General features: G+C 48.4%; 19 protein-coding genes. 10 read left to right on the top strand and 9 right to left on the bottom strand.

All coding sequences use genetic code 11. From position 1 onward, the window contains the following. Positions 1–45 precede the first annotated feature (45 nt). The 3 genes from AC4IFB_RS03845 to AC4IFB_RS03855 all read left to right on the top strand — a co-directional run bounded on the left by AC4IFB_RS03845 (position 46) and on the right by AC4IFB_RS03855 (position 3,568). Positions 46–906, top strand: a complete 861-nt coding sequence (locus tag AC4IFB_RS03845) for an HDOD domain-containing protein (protein WP_490775273.1) — start codon at positions 46–48, stop codon at positions 904–906. A gap of 337 nt (positions 907–1,243) precedes the next feature. Next, positions 1,244–2,875 carry a response regulator gene (locus AC4IFB_RS03850; RefSeq protein ID WP_490775272.1) on the top strand — a complete coding sequence of 544 codons (1,632 nt, stop codon included), beginning with the start codon at positions 1,244–1,246 and terminating at the stop codon, positions 2,873–2,875. Positions 2,876–2,908: 33 nt separating this feature from the next. Then, the gene (locus AC4IFB_RS03855) at positions 2,909–3,568 is read left to right on the top strand and encodes a sensor histidine kinase (protein WP_490775271.1); all 660 of its coding nucleotides are present in this window, start codon (positions 2,909–2,911) and stop codon (positions 3,566–3,568) included. Between the two features lie 18 nt (positions 3,569–3,586). Here the strand turns inward: AC4IFB_RS03855 and AC4IFB_RS03860 are convergent, their stop codons facing one another. Then, complete coding sequence (locus AC4IFB_RS03860) at positions 3,587–5,131, bottom strand: hydantoinase B/oxoprolinase family protein (RefSeq protein WP_490779441.1); 1,545 nt, start codon at positions 5,129–5,131, stop codon at positions 3,587–3,589. A 180-nt stretch (positions 5,132–5,311) separates the two neighbouring features. Here AC4IFB_RS03860 and AC4IFB_RS03865 point away from each other — a divergent pair, with 180 nt between their 5' ends. Together AC4IFB_RS03865 and AC4IFB_RS03870 are read left to right on the top strand one after the other, a co-directional pair. Further along, positions 5,312–5,893, top strand: coding sequence for a superoxide dismutase (locus tag AC4IFB_RS03865; RefSeq protein WP_490775269.1), 582 nt, complete (start codon positions 5,312–5,314; stop codon positions 5,891–5,893). Positions 5,894–6,227: 334 nt separating this feature from the next. Then, positions 6,228–7,505: a glycerophosphodiester phosphodiesterase family protein gene (locus tag AC4IFB_RS03870; RefSeq protein WP_490779442.1), complete on the top strand. Its 1,278-nt coding sequence runs from the start codon at positions 6,228–6,230 to the stop codon at positions 7,503–7,505. A gap of 46 nt (positions 7,506–7,551) precedes the next feature. On the opposite strand, the gene pyk is transcribed toward AC4IFB_RS03870, so the two are convergent. The 8 genes from pyk to AC4IFB_RS03910 form a co-directional block, all read right to left on the bottom strand. Continuing rightward, positions 7,552–8,991: a pyruvate kinase gene (gene pyk, locus AC4IFB_RS03875; RefSeq protein WP_490775267.1), complete on the bottom strand. Its 1,440-nt coding sequence runs from the start codon at positions 8,989–8,991 to the stop codon at positions 7,552–7,554. Positions 8,992–9,248: 257 nt separating this feature from the next. Further along, a complete protein-coding gene (locus AC4IFB_RS03880) occupies positions 9,249–10,316 on the bottom strand; it encodes an SGNH/GDSL hydrolase family protein (RefSeq protein WP_490775266.1) in 1,068 nt (355 codons plus the stop codon). Positions 10,317–10,533: 217 nt separating this feature from the next. Continuing rightward, positions 10,534–10,830 carry a hypothetical protein gene (locus tag AC4IFB_RS03885; RefSeq protein WP_490779443.1) on the bottom strand — a complete coding sequence of 99 codons (297 nt, stop codon included), beginning with the start codon at positions 10,828–10,830 and terminating at the stop codon, positions 10,534–10,536. An 8-nt stretch (positions 10,831–10,838) separates the two neighbouring features. After that, positions 10,839–11,162 (bottom strand): sulfur carrier protein ThiS, encoded by a 324-nt coding sequence (thiS, locus tag AC4IFB_RS03890; RefSeq protein ID WP_490775264.1) that lies wholly within the window; start codon positions 11,160–11,162, stop codon positions 10,839–10,841. Next, on the bottom strand, positions 11,090–12,334 hold the full coding sequence (locus AC4IFB_RS03895) for an NAD(P)/FAD-dependent oxidoreductase (protein ID WP_490779444.1): 1,245 nt from the start codon (positions 12,332–12,334) through the stop codon (positions 11,090–11,092). Before AC4IFB_RS03895 ends, thiS begins: the two co-directional genes overlap by 73 nt. A 57-nt stretch (positions 12,335–12,391) precedes the next feature. After that, on the bottom strand, positions 12,392–14,251 hold the full coding sequence (locus AC4IFB_RS03900) for an aldehyde ferredoxin oxidoreductase family protein (RefSeq protein ID WP_490779445.1): 1,860 nt from the start codon (positions 14,249–14,251) through the stop codon (positions 12,392–12,394). 17 nt (positions 14,252–14,268) lie between these two features. After that, positions 14,269–14,748 carry a 4Fe-4S dicluster domain-containing protein gene (locus tag AC4IFB_RS03905; protein WP_490775261.1) on the bottom strand — a complete coding sequence of 160 codons (480 nt, stop codon included), beginning with the start codon at positions 14,746–14,748 and terminating at the stop codon, positions 14,269–14,271. Between the two features lie 542 nt (positions 14,749–15,290). Continuing rightward, positions 15,291–16,163 (bottom strand): LysR family transcriptional regulator, encoded by an 873-nt coding sequence (locus AC4IFB_RS03910; protein WP_490779446.1) that lies wholly within the window; start codon positions 16,161–16,163, stop codon positions 15,291–15,293. Between the two features lie 405 nt (positions 16,164–16,568). Between AC4IFB_RS03910 and AC4IFB_RS03915 the strand changes: the two genes are divergently transcribed. The 5 genes from AC4IFB_RS03915 to napF all read left to right on the top strand — a co-directional run bounded on the left by AC4IFB_RS03915 (position 16,569) and on the right by napF (position 22,599). Then, positions 16,569–18,401: an SLC13 family permease gene (locus AC4IFB_RS03915; RefSeq protein ID WP_490775309.1), complete on the top strand. Its 1,833-nt coding sequence runs from the start codon at positions 16,569–16,571 to the stop codon at positions 18,399–18,401. 219 nt (positions 18,402–18,620) lie between these two features. Beyond that, positions 18,621–19,064, top strand: a complete 444-nt coding sequence (locus AC4IFB_RS03920) for a hypothetical protein (RefSeq protein ID WP_490775259.1) — start codon at positions 18,621–18,623, stop codon at positions 19,062–19,064. A gap of 124 nt (positions 19,065–19,188) precedes the next feature. Beyond that, complete coding sequence (locus AC4IFB_RS03925) at positions 19,189–21,123, top strand: type IV pili methyl-accepting chemotaxis transducer N-terminal domain-containing protein (RefSeq protein WP_490779447.1); 1,935 nt, start codon at positions 19,189–19,191, stop codon at positions 21,121–21,123. Further along, positions 21,113–21,769, top strand: a complete 657-nt coding sequence (gene narL, locus AC4IFB_RS03930; RefSeq protein WP_490779448.1) for a two-component system response regulator NarL — start codon at positions 21,113–21,115, stop codon at positions 21,767–21,769. Before AC4IFB_RS03925 ends, narL begins: the two co-directional genes overlap by 11 nt. Before the next feature lie 317 nt (positions 21,770–22,086). After that, positions 22,087–22,599: a ferredoxin-type protein NapF gene (gene napF / locus AC4IFB_RS03935; protein ID WP_490775256.1), complete on the top strand. Its 513-nt coding sequence runs from the start codon at positions 22,087–22,089 to the stop codon at positions 22,597–22,599. The last annotated feature ends 20 nt before the right edge of the window (positions 22,600–22,619 follow it).

Below are 22,619 nucleotides of genomic sequence, written 5' to 3' on the forward strand. Positions count from 1 at the left end.
ATTACAGTCAGCGACAGACATACAACAAATCGACTTGGAAACACCATGGATCCCAAAAGCCTTGTAAACAATTTAGACCACCTTGTCTCTTTGCCAGATGTCTGTATCAAGGTAAATCAATTATTGGGAACAGGAGACTATTCGGCCCCCGAAGTGGCAGATATAGTCATTCAGGATACCGACATATCTGCGCGTATTCTCCGCCTGGTCAATAGCCCTGCATTTGGTCAACGCTCAAAGATAGAAACATTATCGCGAGCAGTGACGCTGATGGGTGCAGATGAGCTGCGCAATCTGGTGTTGGCTACTGCTGCCCAAAGTACCTTCGTTGGCATCCCTGAAGAGATGGTCAATATGGCGGATTTCTGGAGCCACTCGGTAACCACCGGGGTAATGGCGAAAATCCTGGCTGAACGTTGTAATGTTCTGCACAGCGAAAGACTCCTTGTGATGGGTGTGTTGCATGACATCGGCCGACTGGTGATCTACTTGTCACTACCGAATGAGTCAAGGGATATTCTTCATATCACCGGTGGAGATAACTGGATTCTGCCGCAGACTGAACAAGAGATACTTGGCTTCACCCACCTTGATGTCGGTGCGGAATTGATGCGCTCCTGGCAACTCCCAGAGAGTTTCATTGAAGTAGCGGGATATCACAATGCACCTGAAAACGCAGTTGAAAACCCTATAGAGGTCTCACTCATCCATATTGCAAAAGCAGTTGCCAACGGCCATATGGTTGGACTCTCGGTGGATGAGATGCTCTGGGCCATTGCCCCCACAGCCTGGGAGACCACAGGCCTCAGCGCAGATACGGTTGCCTCCCTGGTAGAAGAGATGGTTGCCAAGAGTGAAGAGACCATGGGTCTGATTCTTGCGCCAGCAAAGCGTATGCAGGCTTAAGGGCACCTCTATTAACTGCTTGTGCCCTCTGGTTTTACGACCCGTAGAGCGCGACCTGAAGCATGCATCTGCTGCGTTGTGATGCTTGAGAAGGGTACGCCACTCCCGGCTACGTGCGCCTTGCTTTAGCGCGATTACAGAACTCTGACTGTTAGCGCATTTCTCCGCACTATCTACCAAACAGAGGTTCTCCAAACTTCGGGTTACAGTTTCGCTGCTTTCTGCCGTTCTGTTCAATGTAAACACCATCATCCAGACGTGCTTTACTATTGGAGTGCTATATTAATAAATCACGGCTCTCTCTTTTCTGCAATTCAAACAGATATAGGGCGTTTCTTTGTTTTTCAAACCGGGACTTCTTGAAAACAGACTCTACTTGGTAGTCGATGACTTCGGCGACATGCGCAGCATGATGAAAAACATGCTGATGGCTTGTGGGGTCAGAGAAATCACCCTCGCCAGAAATGGCGCCGAAGCCATCGAACAGATGGAAGAGAAACGTTTCGATGTAGTGCTGTGTGACTATAACCTGGGGCCAGGCAGAGATGGCCAGCAAGTTCTTGAAGAGGCCAAACATCGACAGCTGTTTGGTCTAGGGTGCGTCTTCGTTATGGTCACCGCGGAAAATACTCGGGAGATGGTGATGGGTGCTGTGGAGTACGAACCTGACTCCTATTTGACCAAGCCCTTCAACAAAGATCTCCTCAAGACAAGACTGGAAAAACTTATTGCCAGAAGAGAGAACCTATTGCCAGTGGAAAAGGCAATGGAGAAACGTGACTTATCCCTGGCTCTACGTATCCTGGATGAAAAAATCGACACCAAACCTTCCAATATCAATGAACTGAGAAAAATCAAAGGAGAGGTTCTACTCAACAGCGGAAAGATACGCCAGGCTCAAGAGGTTTACGAAGAAGTTCTGGCAATCCGAGACCTGGCCTGGGCACGTCTTGGCCTGGGAAAGTGTCTCTATCAGGCTCAAAAATATGACATTTCCCTGACACAGTTTCAACAACTCATATCACAAAACCCGAATTTCACGCCTGCATACGATTGGCTGGCCAAGTGCCATAAAAGCCTGAAGCAATATTCTGAAGCTCAGGAAGTTCTCAAAAGCGCGGTGAAAATCTCTCCTAAAGCAGTTCTCAGACAACAGATGCTGGGTGAGATTGCGCTACTGAACCAGGATGATCAGACAGCAGAGTCGGCTTTCTCGAATGCCGTAAAACATGGCCGGCACTCAGTCTATAAAAACCCATCTAACTATGCCAACCTGGCTAAGGTGGCTAGCAAAACTCAAACTGGGGCTGCTGCTGGTCTGGACGTCATCAAACAGATGAAACGTGACTTCAAGAAGGACGCCAAGGCCGATCTCTATAGAGCCTCTACTGAGAGCCTTGTGCATCAGGCCATGGGGAATGATGAACTTGCAAAGGCCTCCCTGGAGGAAGCCATTGCTATCCACGAAACCCTTGATCAAAGTAACTCCACAGACTGCGCCATTGAACTGGCAAAGACCTATAGCCATTTTGGTATGGAGGATAAGAGTATCGAACTGTTAAAGGACACAGTTCTCAACGACCATACAAATCAGACCCTGGTGGATGAAGTCAAGCTGACCATGGCTTCTCTTAACATGGATGAACAGACATTGGACTCTGTTGAAACCATACGTAAAGAGGTAGCCTCCCTGAACAGCAAAGGTGTTGAATTGGCCAGAAATGGCCAACTGGAGGAAGCCGCAGAATTATTAAAAGAGACCTCAACCCGAATGCCATCCAACAAGACGGTCAATCTAAATATCGCACTGGTGTTGCTGATGAGTATGGAGCGACATGGATCAAGCAGTGAAAGGATAGATGATATTAAGAGTTACCTTGCAAGGGTTGCAAGGAGCGACTCTGACAATCCTACACTACAAAAACTCTATAACAGGCTTAAAACTTCGATGACTAAAGCACCAAATTAGTTATCAGCCTGCGGCAAACACAAGAGATATGACATGAATTTTTCGGACATACTGGCATCACTCATACACGATATGAAAAACTCACTGGGCATGGTGATCAACACACTGGATGAGCTTGCTGAAGAGGAGAAGAATCATGAAAACCCAAAATTCCTCACCCTGCAACACGAATCAAAGCGACTCAACAACAACCTGATTGCCTTACTCTCACTCTACAAAATAGATAATGGACAACTCTCTGCAAATATAGAAGAGATAGATATTGAGGAGTTTCTGCACGAGATCACTGTAGACAATCAAACCATCGCAAACACCAAAGGTGTGACGATAAACTTTGAATCTGAGGATGGCTTGGTTGGCTATTTCGACGAATGGTTAATTCGTGGCGTTATTAACAGCCTGATTGGAAATGGCTTGCGTTACACTCAAAGTCAAATCGTTATCCACGCCGAAATGGTTGAGGAGTATCTTGTTCTGAGTATCGATGATGATGGCGATGGATTTCCACAAAGCATGATCGACGCCCAAACAGCATTCAATAATAAAAAAATGAGTGAAGGCCAGACACAGCTGGGGATCTATTTTGCTTCGATGGTTGCGGGTATACACAAGAATAATGAAAAAGAGGGATTCGTCAAACTTTCCAATAACCAGCATCTGAGTGGTGGATGTTTTTCAATTTGGCTGCCTTGACTGCAACCAGGTACAACCCTACTGCGTTGTAGATTTTCCCCACCCCCCACCACCAGGGGTTTCAATAGTCAGTAGATCACCGGTATCTGCTATCAGACTCACCTTGCCACCAATAACTGATTCATTGTGCCTGTTCACGCCACGGCCTCCTGAACCGCCACCGGATATACCCCAAGGAGCGTGACTGCGACGCTCGGTCAGTAGCGTTATCTGGGTCGGTGCTAAAAATCTAAAGCTGCGAATCAAGCCTTCACCACCTTTGCGGATGCCCTCACCTCCCGAATTTTTACGTAACGCATAGCGTTCGATACGTAGTGGAAAACGGCTCTCTATAACTTCGATAGGGGTGTTGAGTGTATTGGTCATATGGGTCTGCACCCCATCTATGCCACCCCCCTGTCTGCCAGCTCCCATACCGCCACCAATGGTCTCATAGTAGTCCCAGCGAAGAGCCTCATCATCACTGCCCATAGCAAGATTGTTCATACTGCCTTGACTCGCTGCAGGTATATCATCCGGCATAACCTGTGCCAGTGCCCCTAGCACCGCATCCACAATGCGGCTGCTGGTCTCAACATTTCCTGCGGCAACCGCTGCCGGCCGTCGGGCATTGAGAAGAGAACCTTCCGGCACAATCAACTCAATTCGCCTGAAACTCCCAGCACATGCTGGCGTCTGGGCAGGCATCAGACAACGAAAAGCGTAATAGACTGCAGCTGCTGCCACCGACATCGGAGCGTTTATATTCCCCTCTACCTGCATCGCAGAACCTGTAAAATCAACCAGCAGTCTCTGCTGTTCGACAACCAACCTGACCCGGATCGGGATATCACGGTTACCCTGACCATCATCGTCCATCAGATCCTCAAAACAGTACTCACCCAAGGGTATACGTTTCAAAGCTTCACCAGCCAAACGTTCAGCATAGCCATTAAGTGCTACCAGACCTTGCAGAAACCCCTCACGTCGCCACGCTTTAACCAGCCCATCCAAGCGCTTCAAACCACTCCGATTCGCACTGATCTGAGCAGCAAAGTCCCCTCTCGACTCAACAGGATTACGATTATCTGAGGTAATCTGATTTAAGTAGTGTTCATCCAGTTCACCCAGCTTGAACAGTTTGCCGGGTGGAATAATTCTCCCCTCTTGTTCGAGAGAGTTCGAGATCGGCATAGATCCCGGAGAATCGGAGCCAATATCCGCATGGTGAGCCCGGTTAACAACGAAAGCGGTCAATTGATTATCACAATAGAGCGGAGCGATAAGGGTAACATCCGGCAGATGGGTGCCCCCCATAAAGGGGTCGTTGAGCACCACCATATCCCCTTCATGCCAATCAATTCGAGAGACTATATCCGCCATGGCAAAAGCCATGCTGCCAAGGTGGACAGGAATATGTGCTGCCTGAGCACAGAGTTCACCTGCCGCGTCGAACACTGCACAGGAGAAGTCGAGTCGATCGCGAATATTCGGGGAAAAAGCTGCATTACGCAGCACCGCTCCCATTTCGTCGCAAACGGCCTCCAGGCGTGAGGAAAATATGCTCAGTTCTATCGGATCCATGGATTCATCAATCAGTCAATCGAAAGTGGTATCATTCTCCCTCACAACGAACCCAGTTGCATCCCCGCCATAGCATGGATAGAATAGCCGACCATTCTACTTGGTTTTTATAGGCTCCCCACCCAGATTCCCGGGGATAGTACAGAATTCGATAAAGTAACAACAAAGGAGTATTAACTCATGGCTCATGAACTACCTGCACTGCCCTATGCAATTGATGCCTTGGAACCCGTGATCTCTAAAGAGACACTGGAATATCACCATGGCAAACATCACAACACCTATGTCACCAATTTAAACAACCTGATTCCTGGTACGGAATTCGAGAGTGCCAGCCTGGAAGATATCATCATGAAGTCTTCAGGTGGTGTATTCAACAACGCTGCTCAGATTTGGAATCACACCTTCTACTGGAACTGCCTCAGCAGCCCAAGTGATGACAAAGCGCCAAGTGGTGCTCTGGCAGATGCCATCAACAGCACCTTTGGCTCCTTTGACGAGTTCAAAAAACAGTTCGCAACTTCAGGCGCAACCAATTTCGGTTCTGGCTGGACCTGGCTGGTACAGAACGAAGATGGCTCTCTGGAGATCTTCAATACTTCCAATGCCGGCTCTCCAATGACCTCCGGTAAAAAGGCGCTGCTGACAGCAGACGTTTGGGAGCACGCTTACTACATTGACTATCGTAACGCACGTCCTGCCTATTTAGAGGCCTTCTGGAAAGTAGTCAATTGGGATTTCGTTGCAAGCAATATGAGCTAAATTCTCCACTCCCGGCTCATGCCAGGAATCCTGGAGTACAGACACCATCATCCCGGCGCATGCCGGGATGATGGTGGTGCTGGGATTAGGTAGCAGTACTTATGCATTCATCTCTCGCACCAATTCTCGGAGCCGTGTTTTCGTGATATCGCAATTCCGTTACTCAGCCGTAGTCTATATCCTCTCGAACTAAATCCAATCCATATTCAACACAGCTCATTTCTTAAAAGTGTCATCTGAATGGCATCAACACGAAATAGGTTCCTTCTATTGTTGCACATCGGAACTCTGAGTTTCCGAAATAAAAGTGTAAGAATAATCTGAGGAATCGAGTATGCGACTTAATAAAAAATTCCAGGCAGTGCTATTCATCACCATAGCAATGTTAACCGTTAGTAGTTGTTTTGGCGGTAATTACAGAGACCAGAACGATGATGATAATCGATATGAAAAGGTTAGAATGAACATTGAGCTAGGCCCCCGTCCATTCTATCTGGTCGACAATATGGATGAGAGCCCGCTGAAACAAGAACTTCAGGAATGCAATAAGAAAAAATTTAAAAAGAGTGACTTCTCCATTGGACACCGTGGTGCTGCAATGCAGTTCCCTGAACATACAATGGAATCTTATGTCGCCGCAGCTCGTATGGGTGCCGGCATTGTCGAATGCGATGTAACTTTCACCAAAGATCGTGAACTGGTTTGCCGTCACTCTCAATGTGATCTGCACACAACAACCAATATCCTAGCCACACCTTTGGCGGCGAAGTGTTCAGAACCATTCGTGCCTGCAGTGATAGACCCCACCACCGGTGAAGTCATCACACCAGCCTCTGCCCGCTGCTGCACCAGTGATATTACACTGGCTGAGTTCAAGACCCTGAAAGGCAAAATGGATGCAGGCAACTCAGCTGCCACAACAGTAGAAGAGTATCTAGATGCCACACCCAGCTGGCGTACAGATCTCTACACCGCTGTCGGCACCCTGATGACCCACGCTGAAAGTATCGAACTATTCCAACAATTAGGCACAAAAATGACTCCAGAATTGAAGTCTCCAAGTGTTGAGATGCCGTTCGAGGGTGACTATACCCAGCAGGATTATGCACAACAGATGATTAATGAATATAAGGCTGCCGGCGTAAAACCGAAGAGTGTTTTTGCTCAATCCTTCAATCTGGATGACATACTCTACTGGATCGAGAATGAGCCTCGCTTTGGTAAACAGGCTGTTTATCTGGATGGCAGCGACAATCCTCAAGAGGCGACAGCCACTATCGATATGATGCCTGACCTTGCCGCACAAGGTGTTCAATATCTGGCACCTGCAATGTGGGCATTGGTAACCGAAGCACAGGGCGAAATCGTACCTTCTGAGTATGCGATCGCCGCTAAGGCTAACGGCATCGATCTGATCACCTGGACTCTGGAACGTTCAGGCCTGTTGGCCAATGGTGGTGGCTGGTACTATCAAAGCATCACAGATGTAACCAACAATGATGGCGATATGTTGGAGTTGCTGGATGTACTCGCACAAGACGTAGGCATTAAGGGAATCTTCTCTGACTGGCCTGCTACAGTCACTTTCTACGCCAATTGCAAAGGCTTGTAAACGCGCTTTGCAAAACAACACAACCTCAAGGATGAGGTTGTCTATCTCAATCTACTTCCATCACTTTGATCAAATTGGTGCCACCCTCGGTTTGCGTCGACCCGCTGGTAGCAATAGCGATATCCCCAACATATAAAAGCCCGCGCTTTTTAGCCTGCTCTATACAGAATACGATCTTATCCTCATCTGCACGACCCAGCGGATCAACAATTGGAATCACGCCCCAATTCATACACAACCGACGAGTCACTCTCGCGGAATGGGTCACAGCAAGAATCGGGCACTCCGGTCTATGTTTTGAGATCAGTCGTGAAGTAAAACCACTTTCGGTCAGACTGATAATTGCCGCAGCATGCAGTTGATCCGCCATACTGACCGCTGAGTGGCTGACCGCTTCAGTAACCACATTGGAGGTATGGGGCAGGATATGTTGTAGATATCCATACTCACGCAGTGATGCCTCTGTACGTATCGCCAGCATCTCCATGGTTCTTACTGATTCCACAGGATACTCCCCCATTGCAGTCTCTCCAGAGAGCATGATTGCAGAGGAGCCATCCAAAATTGCATTCGCCACATCACTGGCTTCAGCCCGGGTAGGCTTGGGATTTTTCTCCATCGAGGCAAGCATCTGAGTCGCGGTAATAACTGGCTTACCATTACTCACTGTAATACGAATGATCTTTTTCTGCATACTCGGCACATCGGCCAAAGGCAACTCAACCCCCATATCCCCCCGAGCAACCATAATGCCGTCAGCAGACAACACAATCGATTCGAGATTATCAATGCCGGCGCGATTTTCAATCTTGGCAATGATCGGTATATCACTCCCCTTGTCTGACAAAATCTCTCGCATTCGCTCGATTTCAGATGCCTCTTGAATGAATGATGCCGCGATATAGTCCACATCATTCTCTGCAGCGAAAGAGAGCTCCTGGAGAATATCATCACGCTGCTCTGTCTCCACTGCGGTCATTGAGAGCTGGGTATTGGGCAGATTGACGCCTTTATTCTCTTTCAGAATCCCTCCAAGCACGACCTCGCATTGAATCTCTGTATCCATCACAGATACCACCTTCAACTCCATAGCACCGTCGTCCAGTAACACCACCTCCCCTGCAGCAACCTCTTGAGTCAGTCTCTGGTAGGTAATGGAAACACCCTGTTCATCACCCACTCGCTGATCTGTGTAGAGAGAAAAACTGGCCCCCGACTTTAATTCAACAAAACCCTGTTGAATCCCCCCGGTACGTATCTCAACACCCCGGGTATCTATCATGATGGCAACTGGAATGTTGAGATTTTCAGAAGCCTGCCTGATGCGAGAGATACGCATTTTATGCTCTTGATAGCTGCCATGTGAGAGGTTCAGCCTCGCGACACTCATACCTGCGCGGATCATCTGTTCCAAGATCTCCACGGAATCTGACGCTGGCCCGATGGTGGCAACAATCTTGGTTTTACGAATGGCAAGGGTGGACATGGCAATATCCTTGTTTTTTTGTCAATCCGACCATTGTGACTCACACCACTGATATTGACTAGCCGTTTAGAAACAGCCTGCAAACAGTCGAGCTAAACCGGTCAATGCAGAACTTGTATCCTCGCCGGGGCCCTGTCCCAGCATAAGGTGCAACAAGCTTACTGTTAAACCCCACAACCAAATAGATATTGAATGGAAAAAACTGAAGCAGCTCTAAAAGTGGTTCTAAAAAAAGCAGTTCAATAACCAGACACCCTCTATAACCAGAGCGCGCTACTACACCCAGCTTTCAATGGTTTTCTTGATGGCAGGCAGACTGCTTCCGACTCACTTTTGAATCTTTTATATGCCTTGTGTGCTTTCCTGGCAAAAACTCGATGGGTTCTCTTGGAGGGATGAATACCATCCCAGAAAAAATAGGTGTTTGGTTTTTTACAAGCAGCAGGTTCCTTATCAGGCATGACACAGGAATCGTGAACATTCAGAAAACCATACTCCTCAGGAGTGGTTATTATCTCCCTGGTAATTTCATAAAGGTCCATGGTTATGATTTCAAGACCAGGTGAACTCTGCCCCAATGTATCCAAAAGGCCATCTAGTTCGGAGTTGAATTGCGCTGAGAGAATAGATGCACCCATCGCAGTACCAGGTGAAACCAGATCCAGCCTTCGGATTGCCGGAGTCAATGAGAGATCAGGTACATTTGCAACCATCACTCTCTTTGCACCAGCGCTGTGGAGTGCAATAACAGCATCTGAAATTGCACTGAGTGCAGTAGCAACAATCTCTGCACTGATCAGTCCGCTGCTATCCAGAGAGAGTGCAGCCACCGCATCCCTCAGGTCATTCCCACCAAGCGCCACAACATAGAGCGATTGCTCAGAAGCCTGCCCTTGTGCATCTGAAAAAAATGCAGCAAGTTGAGTTGCCAAATTAATATTCTGCCCATAATCCCTGGCTCTGGCACCACCAACTGCATAGTTGGTCTTCTTCAACTTACCTCTATTCTGCCCATCAAATGCCGGCCCAGCACTCTCTTTTAAATCAAGTTTCGCAGCAAATCGCTCCACCCAAGTCTCACCATTACTGAAATGGTGTCCACCTCGCGCATAGGGGGCTCCGGGTATAAGAAACTCATCCAAACTACTGTAGGGCGGTTTAATACTGACACCGCTAAGAGAGAAGGCATTGCCCGGATCTGACAAACTGTCACCAAAAACCACGACCCGGTCGAATTCTTTATCGGCAAAAGCCAGGCCGGGACCCAGCAACAGGATAAAGAAAACCAGGCACAGCAGCGCTGCTGTAGTGTTCTGTCTAATCATCTGCAGACCCCAATTGATAACGGCTCTTCCCTGTCACTTCACCGAAGTGATAACTCTCCTAGCGACATTTCTTCATGAATAGAGGCTTCGATTACAATATTGATCGAGTGTTCCCTTGAATTGCTAAGCCGACAGAGCCGTAGTGGCGAATGACTACAGAGTATAAACAAAAATGGTTCTGAAAAATCGAACCAACAACACCATTTTTAACACTTGCTCAGCCACCTCCCCGTCTAAAACAGAGCTCAAATCGTTTCAGAAACAGTGCTTTTTCCTCAACCGAGGCAGCGTGAAAGATAAAGTCGACTTGAGTTCTTGGCATTGAAAGCGCACCTATACTGAAAGCGTTTTCACTCCCCAGACGTATCTCCACAGAGAAGGATTCTGAGTGTAGAAAAATCGCTCTTCCCTGCTCTTCTTCCTGCAGCATATAGTGGCGTTTCAGTGGGGCTAAACTGCGTGAAAATTCACGGTGGGTAATCGACATCAGGCGGGACTCCTGCAACTTTTGCACAGTCCCTCTTATCCGCCAGCTACTGGTGGCCAAAGCGCAATACTGTCCCCGTCATTCAGGGCTTTTGTTGTACGCTGTGAGGGTGGCACGAAGACACCATTGCATACCACCAGGTGGGCCTGCTCTCTAGGCACCTGATACTTGTCCATCAGATCGTAGACCGTTGCTCCCGCAGGCATCCTGACCAACACACTGTGATCCTTGGCGCCTGCCGGCAGGAAGCTCATCAAACTGGCGAACAACTTAAACTCCACTTCTATCAAGGTGATACCACACAACCGATATAGGCTTCCATCAACCTGGAGGGATCTATCATCAAACGTTGCTTCCATATTCCCAAGGGTACCCGGCTACGAATCAATCCACGTAATACACCGATATGCTGCGTATGACCCAGACTGCTGGCGCCAACCAGATATTCACCATCAAATTCAAGGCGTAGATAGCGGTAGCTGGATCGATCCAACACTACTGCCTGTTCACCGTTATCGACCCCCATCCATTGACCGAATGAGGAGGAGATCAAGCCCAAGGTATCGAGTACATTCATATTCAGGCTGCCATGGTGCTCAACAGCTGTTGTAGCGGTCATGTTAATCGCAGCGAGCCGCCCATGCTCCACTGAAGTGGGTTGAATTGCCTGTACCTCATCCAATCCACTGGAGAAATCCAGGCCTTGGGCCACATCCCCGGCAGCATAGATATCAGGATGGTTGGTTTGGAAGTGTGAATTGACCACGATACCCTGCTTCGTCTCTACACCAGACCCTTCCAGAAAATCTGTATTGGCGCGTACCCCCATCGCGGTAATCACTAATCCTGCTGTGATTTTTTCTCCATTTTCCAGATCCACGAGCAGCTGATCATCCTGTTTCTCTATTTCGGTTACCCCAGTGCCTGTAATCACCTCGACACCTTTATCTTCACACCAACTTCTCAACAGGTCGCTGGCAACTTCATCCATCATCCTGGCCACCATTCGCGGCGCCTTCTCAACCACAGTCAGACGCACCCGCCTCATCACCAGTGCTTCAAGGATAATACAACCAATAAACCCGGCTCCGACCAGTACCACTGACGTATCTGGTTTGGCGCCTTCGACAATGGCCCTGGCATCCGCCATGGTCCAGCAGTTGTGTACCCCGGGCAGATCTATACCCGGTATCGGTGGCTTGAATGGTGTTGCTCCGGTGGCAATCAACAATCTGTCATAATCGAGGCTTGAACCATCGGCCAACGTTATACGTTTGTTGTTTGCATCAACCTGGGTAACAGGGCCTTCCACCAGATCAATCTTTCGTTCAGCGTAATGGCTATCGCTTTGGCGTAAATAGGTGCCATGTTCTTTGATTTTTTCAACCAGCAGATAGGGAATCGCCATGCGTGAATAGGGGGGTTCATGTTCACCCCCAATCAACGTTATGCGACCCAGGGGATCTTGTTCGCGCAATGTATCACAGGCTGTAACACCTGCCGGCCCCGCGCCGACTACCACATAGTGCATTATCACTACCTCCAAATGGCTCTGCCCACAGTGGGGCAGAACCTATCAGCAGAATGATCAGATACTTCCCAGACCAAGACGCTTTCGTGTTGCATCGGTTGGTACACCCTCAGCACTCCACCCCCGCAGCTCATAGTATTCAGGCAGCATCTGATCCAGATCGTTGACTCGGCCTTTTGCCGGCCCAACATTCGCTGCTTCCTTCAATAGCCGCTTGGGAAGCGTATCGTCTGCAGCCGTGAGACCAGCCTTGAGGTTGAATTCACGCTCCATATTCCAGACACGTTCACCCAACTCCAACATGCGTTCCGCTGTCCAATCGCCTTCACAGGCACCATCCACTTGCGGAGCAATATCCTCAAGTGACCAGGCAAAGGTGGTAAACAGACAGAGTCCGCTTGAGTCAACTGCAGCTGTCGCGTCCTGAAAGGCCTTCACCAGACCTGCTTTGCCTTCTGTTGCCAGAGGATCAGTCTTCTCAGGGATACCCAACACCTCAGAAGCTACGGTGTAACCCCGAAGATGACATGCCCCGCGATTGGAGGTGGCATAGGCAAGTCCCATACCCTGGATACCCCGAGGATCGTAGGCTGGGAACTCCTGCCCCTTAACCGTCATGGAGAGATCCGGATGTCCATACTTCTCGCACATACGCTTCGATCCCAAACCAAGATCCTTACCAAAGCCCTCTCCACTGACCAATGCCTCAACCGCCCAAACCAGACTCTCAGCAGAACCAAACTTAAGTTCATGGCCGCCGGTTTCGGCAGTGGTTATTGCGCCTATCTTGAAAAGCTCCATTGCAGCAGCAAGGGTTGAGCCGAAGGAGATTGGATCAAAGCCATCTTCGTTACAGAGAAAATTAACGTATGTCAGGGCATCCAGATCATCGACACCAGTATCTGGTCCCAGCGCCCAGGCCGCCTCATACTCCAAGCCACCTGAATTACCCCAATATTGCGGCTTATTCTCCACCGAGAAGTGACCTTTATCGATGGTTGAGATCCGCCCGCAGGCTATGGTACATCCGAAACAGCCCGCATTAGTGGTGAGATTGGGCTTACCATCACTGGCTCGTTTCTCATGCATCGCTTCACCCGATACATTTTGTGCACCCTCGAATTGAACCTCACTCATATTCCGGGTTGGCAGAGCACCCATCTCATTGATTACATTCATCAGCACCTGGGTACCGTAAGTGGGAAGACCCTGCCCGGTAACCGCATTTTCAGCAAGAACCTGCTTGCCGGCGCCAACCGCCTGCATGAACTTTGCGGGATCTTTGATATTGCCCACACCAAGCGTACCGCGTACTGCAACCGCTTTAAGATTCTTGGACGCCATCACCGTACCAACCCCGGAACGGCCAGCAGCACGATGCATATCGTTCACCACCGCTGCGTAGAGACAACCCGCTTCAGCTGAGCGACCGACAGCTGCAATGCGCAGCATCGGGTCTTGGTGGTGTGTATGCAACCACTCATCAGTTTCCCAAACACTGGTTCCCCAAATCTCATCAGCAGGAAGCAGTTGCGCCTTGTCGTTAACCAGATAGAGATAGACCGGTTTCGGGGAACGACCTTCAAAGATAATCATATCCCATCCGGCATTGTGCAGTTCGGCGCCAATGAAACCACCTGAGTTGGAACAGGCGATACAGTTCGTAAGCGGACCCTTGGTAACCACCGAGTATCTGCCTCCGGTGGCGGCCATGGTTCCGGTTAGAGGGCCCGTCGTCATAATCATCTTGTTTTCCGGACTGAGCGGATCAACTTTCGGGTCGATCTCTTCTACCAGGTATTTGCTCGCCAATCCGCGCTGACCCAAATATTCCTGAGCCCATTCCATGTTGAGCGCTTCCACAACACAGCTGCCTTGCGTGAGGTTAACCCGTAATATTTTGCCTGACCATGCCATATAACTAACCCCCTCGGTTACGCTGTAGCTGAATTGCCAGCATCAGTTTTGCCTGCCCATTGACGCATTTTTTCAAATCCGGTCTGATCCGCATCCACATAGGTAATTGCGGCTGTAGGACACGCTTTGGCGCACGCCGGATCACCACCGCAAAGATCACATTTGATGACTTTACCCGTAGTGGCGCTGTAGTTGACCGTACCGAAAGGACAGGAAATGGTGCAGACTTTGCAACCGACACATAGCGAGTCACTTACGACTTTAGCGCCGGTGTTTATATCCAGGGTGATTGCATCGACCGGACAAGCCTGCATACACCAGGCCTCAGCACATTGAGTGCAGGTATAGGGTACAAAACGCCCTTCATGATGAAAGGTAAAGACGCGTATTCTCGATTTTGAGGGATTGAATATCCCCTCATTTTCGTAGGAACAGGCCATCTCACATTGAACACACCCTGTGCATTTATCCGCGTCAATTAGCAGGGATCTCTGCATGCTTTTATTCTCCTTCCCTCATGAGATACCTGACTGCAGCAGGCATAACATTTCAGGTTGAATCTTTATTGCAAGACAAACAGCCACCGATTATCTTGCCGATTGGTGTTAATTACAGCGGCCCACAAATCTCTTGCATGCACACTGTCTCGAATTGGTATTGAAATAAAAAAATGCTCACACACTGCTGATTGGGTAATGATGTTTTTCTCTACATTTTCAGGCAGGTGTAAAGCCAAGACTAGTAGGGAAAATTTTATTCTACAAATATTTTCAGAGCACTTGTTTTGCGCGTCACTTGTGAAGAAAAATAGTGACAAATAGTAACCATAAAGCCTATCTGAATGACAAAATGTCACGATTATGGAGGTTTTTTGAAGAAGCCATGAGGAGCAGACTGATGTGAGAAGAAGCTACTGGTTTTAGCTCTTCCACTACCGTTTGGCGATATCAAATAACGATAAAAACAGCATCGACCCCAACTGACTATCTGACATCAAGAGAGCAGTTATAAAGAAAGGCACCAGCAGATGAATATCGGCTCATCTTGCACGTAACAATGAGATAAAAGCCTCTGCTGCGTCATTATTCAGATTAGAACGAGTTCGAGCGATCCACAACGTCCGTTTAAGTCGCAATCCCTGGATCTTTATGTGGTAGAGAGATCCATCTCCAAGGCCATCATCTACAGCAAACCTGGGAAGAAAACTGACATATCGTCCATGCTGTAGCATCTCTACGATCGTATCAGTTGAACCGACCTCCATCTTCACAGCCAGTGAACCGACACCGATATCCATAAGTGCTTTATCCAGGGTTATTCGCATCGAAGAGCGAGCCTCTCTAAGCACATATTGCTGTTTTTCCAGTTCGGTTACAGGCAACAAACCACAATCCCATAGAGGATGCCCAGGGCCGCACACCAGGACCAATTCATCATCCAGCCATTTCTGAACCAGTATCTCCGGGTGATCCGGCGCTTGCTCAAGTAGTGCAAGATCAGACAACCCAGTAGCCAGACGTCGCTGAATACGCCTGGAATATCCCATTCGGCTCTGGATAGTGAATTGAGGATATTGCTCAGCAAAACTGATGAGCAGATCGGGCAGAATGTGTTCACCAATGGAAAAGTTAACTTCGAGACGAAGCCTGTTCCGCCCGAAAGAGAGGGAATCGAGATCATCTACCAATGAAGCCTGGTGATCGAGCACCAGACAAGCATAGGCATAGACCCTTTTTCCTGCGTCGGTAAGCTCGAGATGTCGACCCTCCCGTTGCATCAATGTCACCCCGTAACAAGTATCCAAACTACGCAACCGTTTAGTTACAGCGGGCTGTCCGACATTAAGCACCTGAGCCGCGGGTGAGACACCACCACGCTCAACCACCTCTTTGAGGGTTGCAAGACTGTTCATGTCAGGCAGGCTTCTATATTCCATATAGGAATATTAGTACATTTTTATTTATTTGAACATAAGGCCGAAACAAGGCAATATGCGCCGTCTTTCGCTGGCTGTAATTGCGAACAGGCCTGCCTCTAAATTTCAATGTGGTGCAGCTTCATTTCCAAGCAGGAATGATCAGACCCCTTGCAATACGACAGCAAGCGGTTTGTTTTATGCCTTTTCCAGCCCGACACATCAGAGCAACCTCATGGAGAATGACGAGTGAATGCAGTACCGAGTACACCACAGATAACGCCAGAAAGGAGCCGTTTATCTAACAAGCAGCTGATCGCCGGAGCACTATTTCTAGTGGTTGCGCTGTTCCTTGCGAACTTGGTACCAACTATCGAAATTGCCTGGGTCAGTGTGATCCTGATGTTGACCATCTACCTGTTTGCCTTCGAAGTGGTTGCCGTGGATGTGGCTGCCGCGAGTATCATGGTACTACTCGGTCTCTCAAGTCTGTTAGCGCCATTTATGGGTCTTGAACAGGGCTTGGTAGACAACCAGCATCTATTTGACGGCTTCTCATCCAACGCCGTGATCTCAATCATTGCGGTAATGATCATCGGTGCCGGTCTCGACAAAACCGGCATTATGGGTAGTGTTGCCGCCTTCATTCTGAAGGTTGGCGGTACGACAGAAGGCCGGATTATTCCCATTATTTCCGCAACCGTTGGTTTCATATCTTCCTTCATGCAGAACGTCGGTGCTGCGGCGCTGTTTCTACCCGTGGTATCACGCATCTCCGCTCGTTCCGGTCTACCCATGTCACGCCTGCTGATGCCTATGGGCTTCACCGCAATACTCGGCGGCACCATGACCATGGTTGGTTCAAGCCCACTAATCCTGCTGAATGACCTGATTCTGACATCTAATAAAGCGCTTCCTGCCGAGCAGCAGATGGAGACATGGGGCCTCTTCTCCGTCACTCCGATCGGGGTTGCCCTGATCCTCACCGGCATCCTCTACTTCGTTATAGCCGGCCGCTTTGTCTTACCAAAGACCAAGAGTGAAAGCAGCACCAGCGGAACAGATCCAATGCAGTACTTTCAGGACGTCTACGGCCTTTCATACCATCTCTCCGAAATGGTGGTCACAGATGGCAGTGAACTGATCGGTAAAGAGCTGGATGATGTTGAGACCCGTTTCCGGGTACGCATCATTGCCACTAAAATCTCTGGAGAGGCCAACCGCATCGGCCCCGGAGCTTTGGCCCGAGATGTCGCCATTCAAGCTGGGATGGTGCTTGGTGTAGTCTCCGATCCCGACTCCCTGGAGAACTTCAGATCAACATTTAATCTAAAAACGCGTAAAACCCTACGCACCTTCTCCAACGACCTCTCTGCCAATCGTGCAGGTATTGCTGAAGTGGTTATTCCACCTGGTTCCTCATTGATAGGAAAAAGTGCTCGTGATGTGTGGATGCGTAAAACCTACGGGCTTGCCATGATCGGTCTGCACCGCAATGGCGAAACCATGCGCGAGGGCGAAGACATTCGTAACATGCCATTCATGGCGGGTGATACGCTGGTGGTTCACACCCCGTGGGATGTCCTGCCGAGAATTGAAAAAGATAAAAACTTCGTCGTCGTCACCACCGAATATCCCCATGAAGAGCTGCGTCCACATAAGATTGGTTGGGCAATGTTCTTCTTTGCAGTCGCTCTATCGATGGTTCTGTTTTCAGATATTCGTCTATCCGTTGCTCTGTTGACAGGCGCCATGGGTATGGTGATCTCCGGTGTACTTAATATCGAAGAGGCTTATGAATCAGTCAGCTGGAAAACAGTATTCCTCTTGGCGTCACTGATTCCACTCGGTTTAGCGGTCGAAACCACAGGTACTGCAAAGTGGATCGCTGAACAGGTGCTGTTTGTGGTTGGTGATATGCCTATCTGGGTCATACAGCTTGCCGTCGCAGTGTTGGCGACTTTCTTCACACTGGTGATGTCTAACGTAGGCGCTACAGTGCTGCTGGTTCCATTAGCGGTTAATATCGCGATCGGTGCTGGAGCCAACCCAGCTGTGTTTGCTCTCACCGTTGCTATTGCAACCTCCAACTCCTTCCTTATCCCCACACACCAGGTTAATGCTCTGATCATGGGGCCAGCGGGCTACCGTGTCGCTGACTTCATGCGTGCCGGCGGCATCATGACTGTGCTTTTTCTAGTTGTAATGATGCTGGTAATGAACCTGATCTTTTAGTCTCGTATCGACTTCATGAATTTCAACAAAACCGAGGAAGTTTGTAGCGCAACAGGAATTTAAGTACTATTCACCCGCTGGTTAGCATATTTATTTTTTCACTATTCAATTGGGATTGATGGGGATCAAATCAATAACCAACCATCAAAAGTGATAGACTCAAAACTGTCAAAGCCGTAAGTTCTAATACTCAACTAAATAGCACAAACCAACCAGTCAATGACAGAAACCCGGGTCATCAAACGTTATAACGCTTACTACAAGGGCTGGTGCCTGGCATTTGGCGAACACTCTGCCGAGTATGGCGATGAGCGTGATATAAGTTGGCTGTATGGTGAAGATCGTGTCGGTTTAATCTTGTCACCAAGACTGCTCAAAAAAGCCCAGCATGAGCTACTGGGGCACCATCAAATACTCCCCAATCTGCAACTCTCCAACCATTCTGTAGCTTTCAATGCTTTCGACTATTCACTGCAAGATGAAGTCGATATGAAGAATATATTGAAATTCAAAAAGTTTCTGCTGGAGGGTAAGGAGGTGCATATGTTCCTCTGCAGCCACCTGATCTACCCTTCAAAGACCCGAATACTTACCTTCTCAACTCAAAAACCCATGATCATCATGTACAAAGAGATGCAGCCACTTAAACTCACCATTAAGTAGCGTAACGCACCGGGTAGAATCTTCCAGGATAATCGTAATTACAAACTCCTTGAGCTATAGAAGCCATAGTCAGACAATAAAATAGTAATGGCTATTTGCCTAAGACCAATCAGGAGACCATGAAGTGAAACGCTCATTGCTACTCCGGTTCGGTACCGTCATCACCATACTGTTCATTTTGGCAGTATCCAGCATGATCAGTTCGATGATCATTGCCGAAACAGCTGAAGGATACGCCGCTGCCATCAACCAGGCGGGAACGCTTCGCATGCAATCCTATCGGATTGCCAGCAGCCTGGCAGACGACAAATCCACCAACCTCAATCATTCCAGCGACAAATCCAGGCTTTTGGTGGATGAGTACAACCAACGTCTGAACAGCCCACGAATTCAGGACGTACTGGCCAAAGGCACAGGTAGAGAGGTTAGAGAGAGCTACCTCAGGGTTGAATCCCTCTGGCGTGAGCTAATGCTGCCAAATCTGATCGACTACCTGAACCTTGCCACTATGCCACAAAATTCAGTCTCTGAATCTGCAGATATCAACACCAGCCGTCAAACCTATCTCACTGAGGTGGACAAGTTTGTAGATGACATCCACCTTTTCGTGGAAGCACTGGAAGTTGAAGCCGAACAGAAAAACCAGCAACTGAGGCTGATTCAGATCATCTTGCTGACACTGACCTTCCTGGTGGCGCTGGTAAGTCTCTACCTAACCAAGATTTACGTTTTAAATCCTCTACGCAACCTTCTCTCTTGTGCCAAGGCTGCCCGTCATGGAGATTTTTCTGTCAGAAGCAAGTTTCTCAGTGAAGATGAACTTGGACAACTCGGCCAGTCATTCAACTTGATGGCTGACAACCTATCTTTGATATACAGAGATCTGGAATCCCGTGTAGAGGAAAAAACCAGAGACCTGGAGCAGAGTAACCGCACTCTGGAGCTACTCTATTCCACAACCAAGCGTCTCAGCGATTCGTCACTGAATGAGCAGGTACTGATTGCAGTAATACATGATATCGAGGCACTACTTGGTGTTAACAACGGCACAATCTGCCTGGGTCAGCCTGGGGACAGACAGGCCTACCGATATGCATCAACCAGAAAGAGCGACATCCTCTTTCGAGATCACGATCAAAACCAGTGCGCTGCCTGTTTGGGTGAAGGTGAGACTCACAGCTTTCAATTTTTTGATTTTGAGAGCAACAAAAAAATCAATATATTTTCAACTCCTGTACGAGACAAAACACAGCACTACGGGGTACTGATGGTTGAACAGACTGACACTGAAGTACTGGAAGAGTGGCAAGCCCGTTTGCTTGAAACTGTAGCCAGCCATATCGCACTGGCTATCAATGTCGCTTATAAAGATATGCAGAATCGAAAATTATCGTTAATGGAAGAGCGTAGTGCTATTGCTCGAGAGTTGCATGACTCTATCGCACAGTCACTATCATACTTAAAAATACAGGTCGCCCGATTAGAGAAGGCAATTCATGATGAGCAGAGCAAAGATGATGTGCTATTGATCAGCTCAGTCTTAAGATCTGCACTCAATGGCGCCTATCGCCAACTGAGAGAACTGCTCACCACATTCCGTCTCAGAGTCAGCGATTTAAACCTGGGCAATATCATTGAACAAACAGTAGATGAGTTTTCCAGCCGTTCCGGCATCCCGATCGAATTCTTAAATGACATGGGGAACTGCCAATTTACACCTAATACAGAGATTCACATCATCCAGATTATCCGTGAAGCACTATCAAATGTAGTTCGTCACGCGAATGCCACTCAGGCCAGAGTGAGTATGCAGTGCAACCAGCAAGGAGTGGTTATAGTCAACATTGAAGACGACGGCATCGGTATCAATGAAGATAGTGATATGATGCAGCACTACGGTCTACCTATAATGAAGGAACGTGCTGAACGTTTGGGAGGCCAGTTGCATATCAATGAATCGACCATCGGCGGAACTCAGATCAATCTCGTATTCAGCATCACAGATGTCTCGAAGCGGGAGTCTAATCGCTTTTTCAGTGAGCAATTGAATGATGCTTGACCAAGAAAAATATACCCTCATCTCAATCGACGACCATCCGCTATTCAGAAAAGGCGTCTCCGATTTGATCGATATGGACCCTACTCTTGAACTGATCGGTGAGGCTGCAAATGGGGAAGAGGGTCTCCTGTTGGCCAAACAATTTAATCCTGATCTGATTCTGCTGGATATCAACATGAAGGGGGTAAGCGGCCTTGAAACTTTGAAAGCAATCAAGAGTCTCCAGCTCGATTCACGCATTCTCATGCTCACTGTTTCAGATAATGAAGAGGATGTTTTGACTGCATTGAGAAATGGTGCAGATGGTTACCTTCTGAAAGATATGGAACCTGAGGATATTCTCAAATCGATCAGTAAAGCAGTCGAAGGAACTGTCGTCATCAGTGAGCATTTAACGCAATTACTGGCAAAGGCTCTAAGAGAAGACAGTAGGCTGGATGATCAGCCCTCAATGCCAGACCTTACTACCCGGGAGAGAGAGATCCTGCAACATATCTCCCAGGGACAAAGCAACAAACAGATCGCCACCAAACTTGCCATATCCGAAGGCACAGTCAAAGTGCATGTAAAGCACTTATTGAAAAAGCTCCATCTACACTCCCGCACTGAAGCTGCTGTCTGGGTTTTAAACCAACCGAAACCCTAGTGCCTGTTAAGGGCACCTCTATTAATTGCTTGTGCACTTAACAAGCTTTGCTGAAACAGAGGCGATCAACAACTGAGTGAATCGTCTGGTCTCAAAGCCTGCTTACCCATAACGAATTAGCAACTACTCACATTGAGGTATCAGTCGTTACCAATAAATTGGTAAAGCATTGATTTATCTATATTTTTCTACTATTTTTTAGCCTCTCATTTGATCAGAATCAAAGCGCTTGGCATGGGCAAGTGAAACACTCTCGAGAAGAGTTAAGCGGCCACTATTAAGCCACTCTCATTAGCTTTAGCTCGAGGTTACAACAGTTGCTAAGAAATATTGACAGATCACAGTTTTTACGCGGTGACCTGCGCGGTCGCCAGCGTGAGATCCGCCCCCCCTGGTCACAACCTGAAGCATCATTTACCGATCTTTGTCAGCGTTGCAATGACTGCATGGATGTCTGCCCGAGTCTCATCATCAGCAAGGGATCTCGCGGCTTTCCAAAAATCGATTTTTCTCAAAACCACTGCACCTTTTGTGGTGATTGCGTAAAGGCATGCCAACACCACGCCCTGAGTTTCACTACCGATCCCAACATATCGCCCTGGAACCTGGAAGTAACCATCAATAACGGCTGTCTTTCACAAAATGGGGTGGTCTGCAGAAGCTGTGGAGAGATCTGTGAAGAGTCGGCAATCCGCTTCAAACTTGAGACCAAAGGGCGCGCCACACCGATACTCAACAGACAATCTTGCAGCGGATGCGGGGAGTGCATTTCAGTTTGTCCCAATCAATCTATTTCCATTCTGCCCGGAGCGCATCCACAAGCGGCCTGACAGAGCCACGTGAGGAAAGA

The sequence above is a fragment of the Candidatus Thiodiazotropha sp. AKIB8 genome, assembly GCF_058244675.1.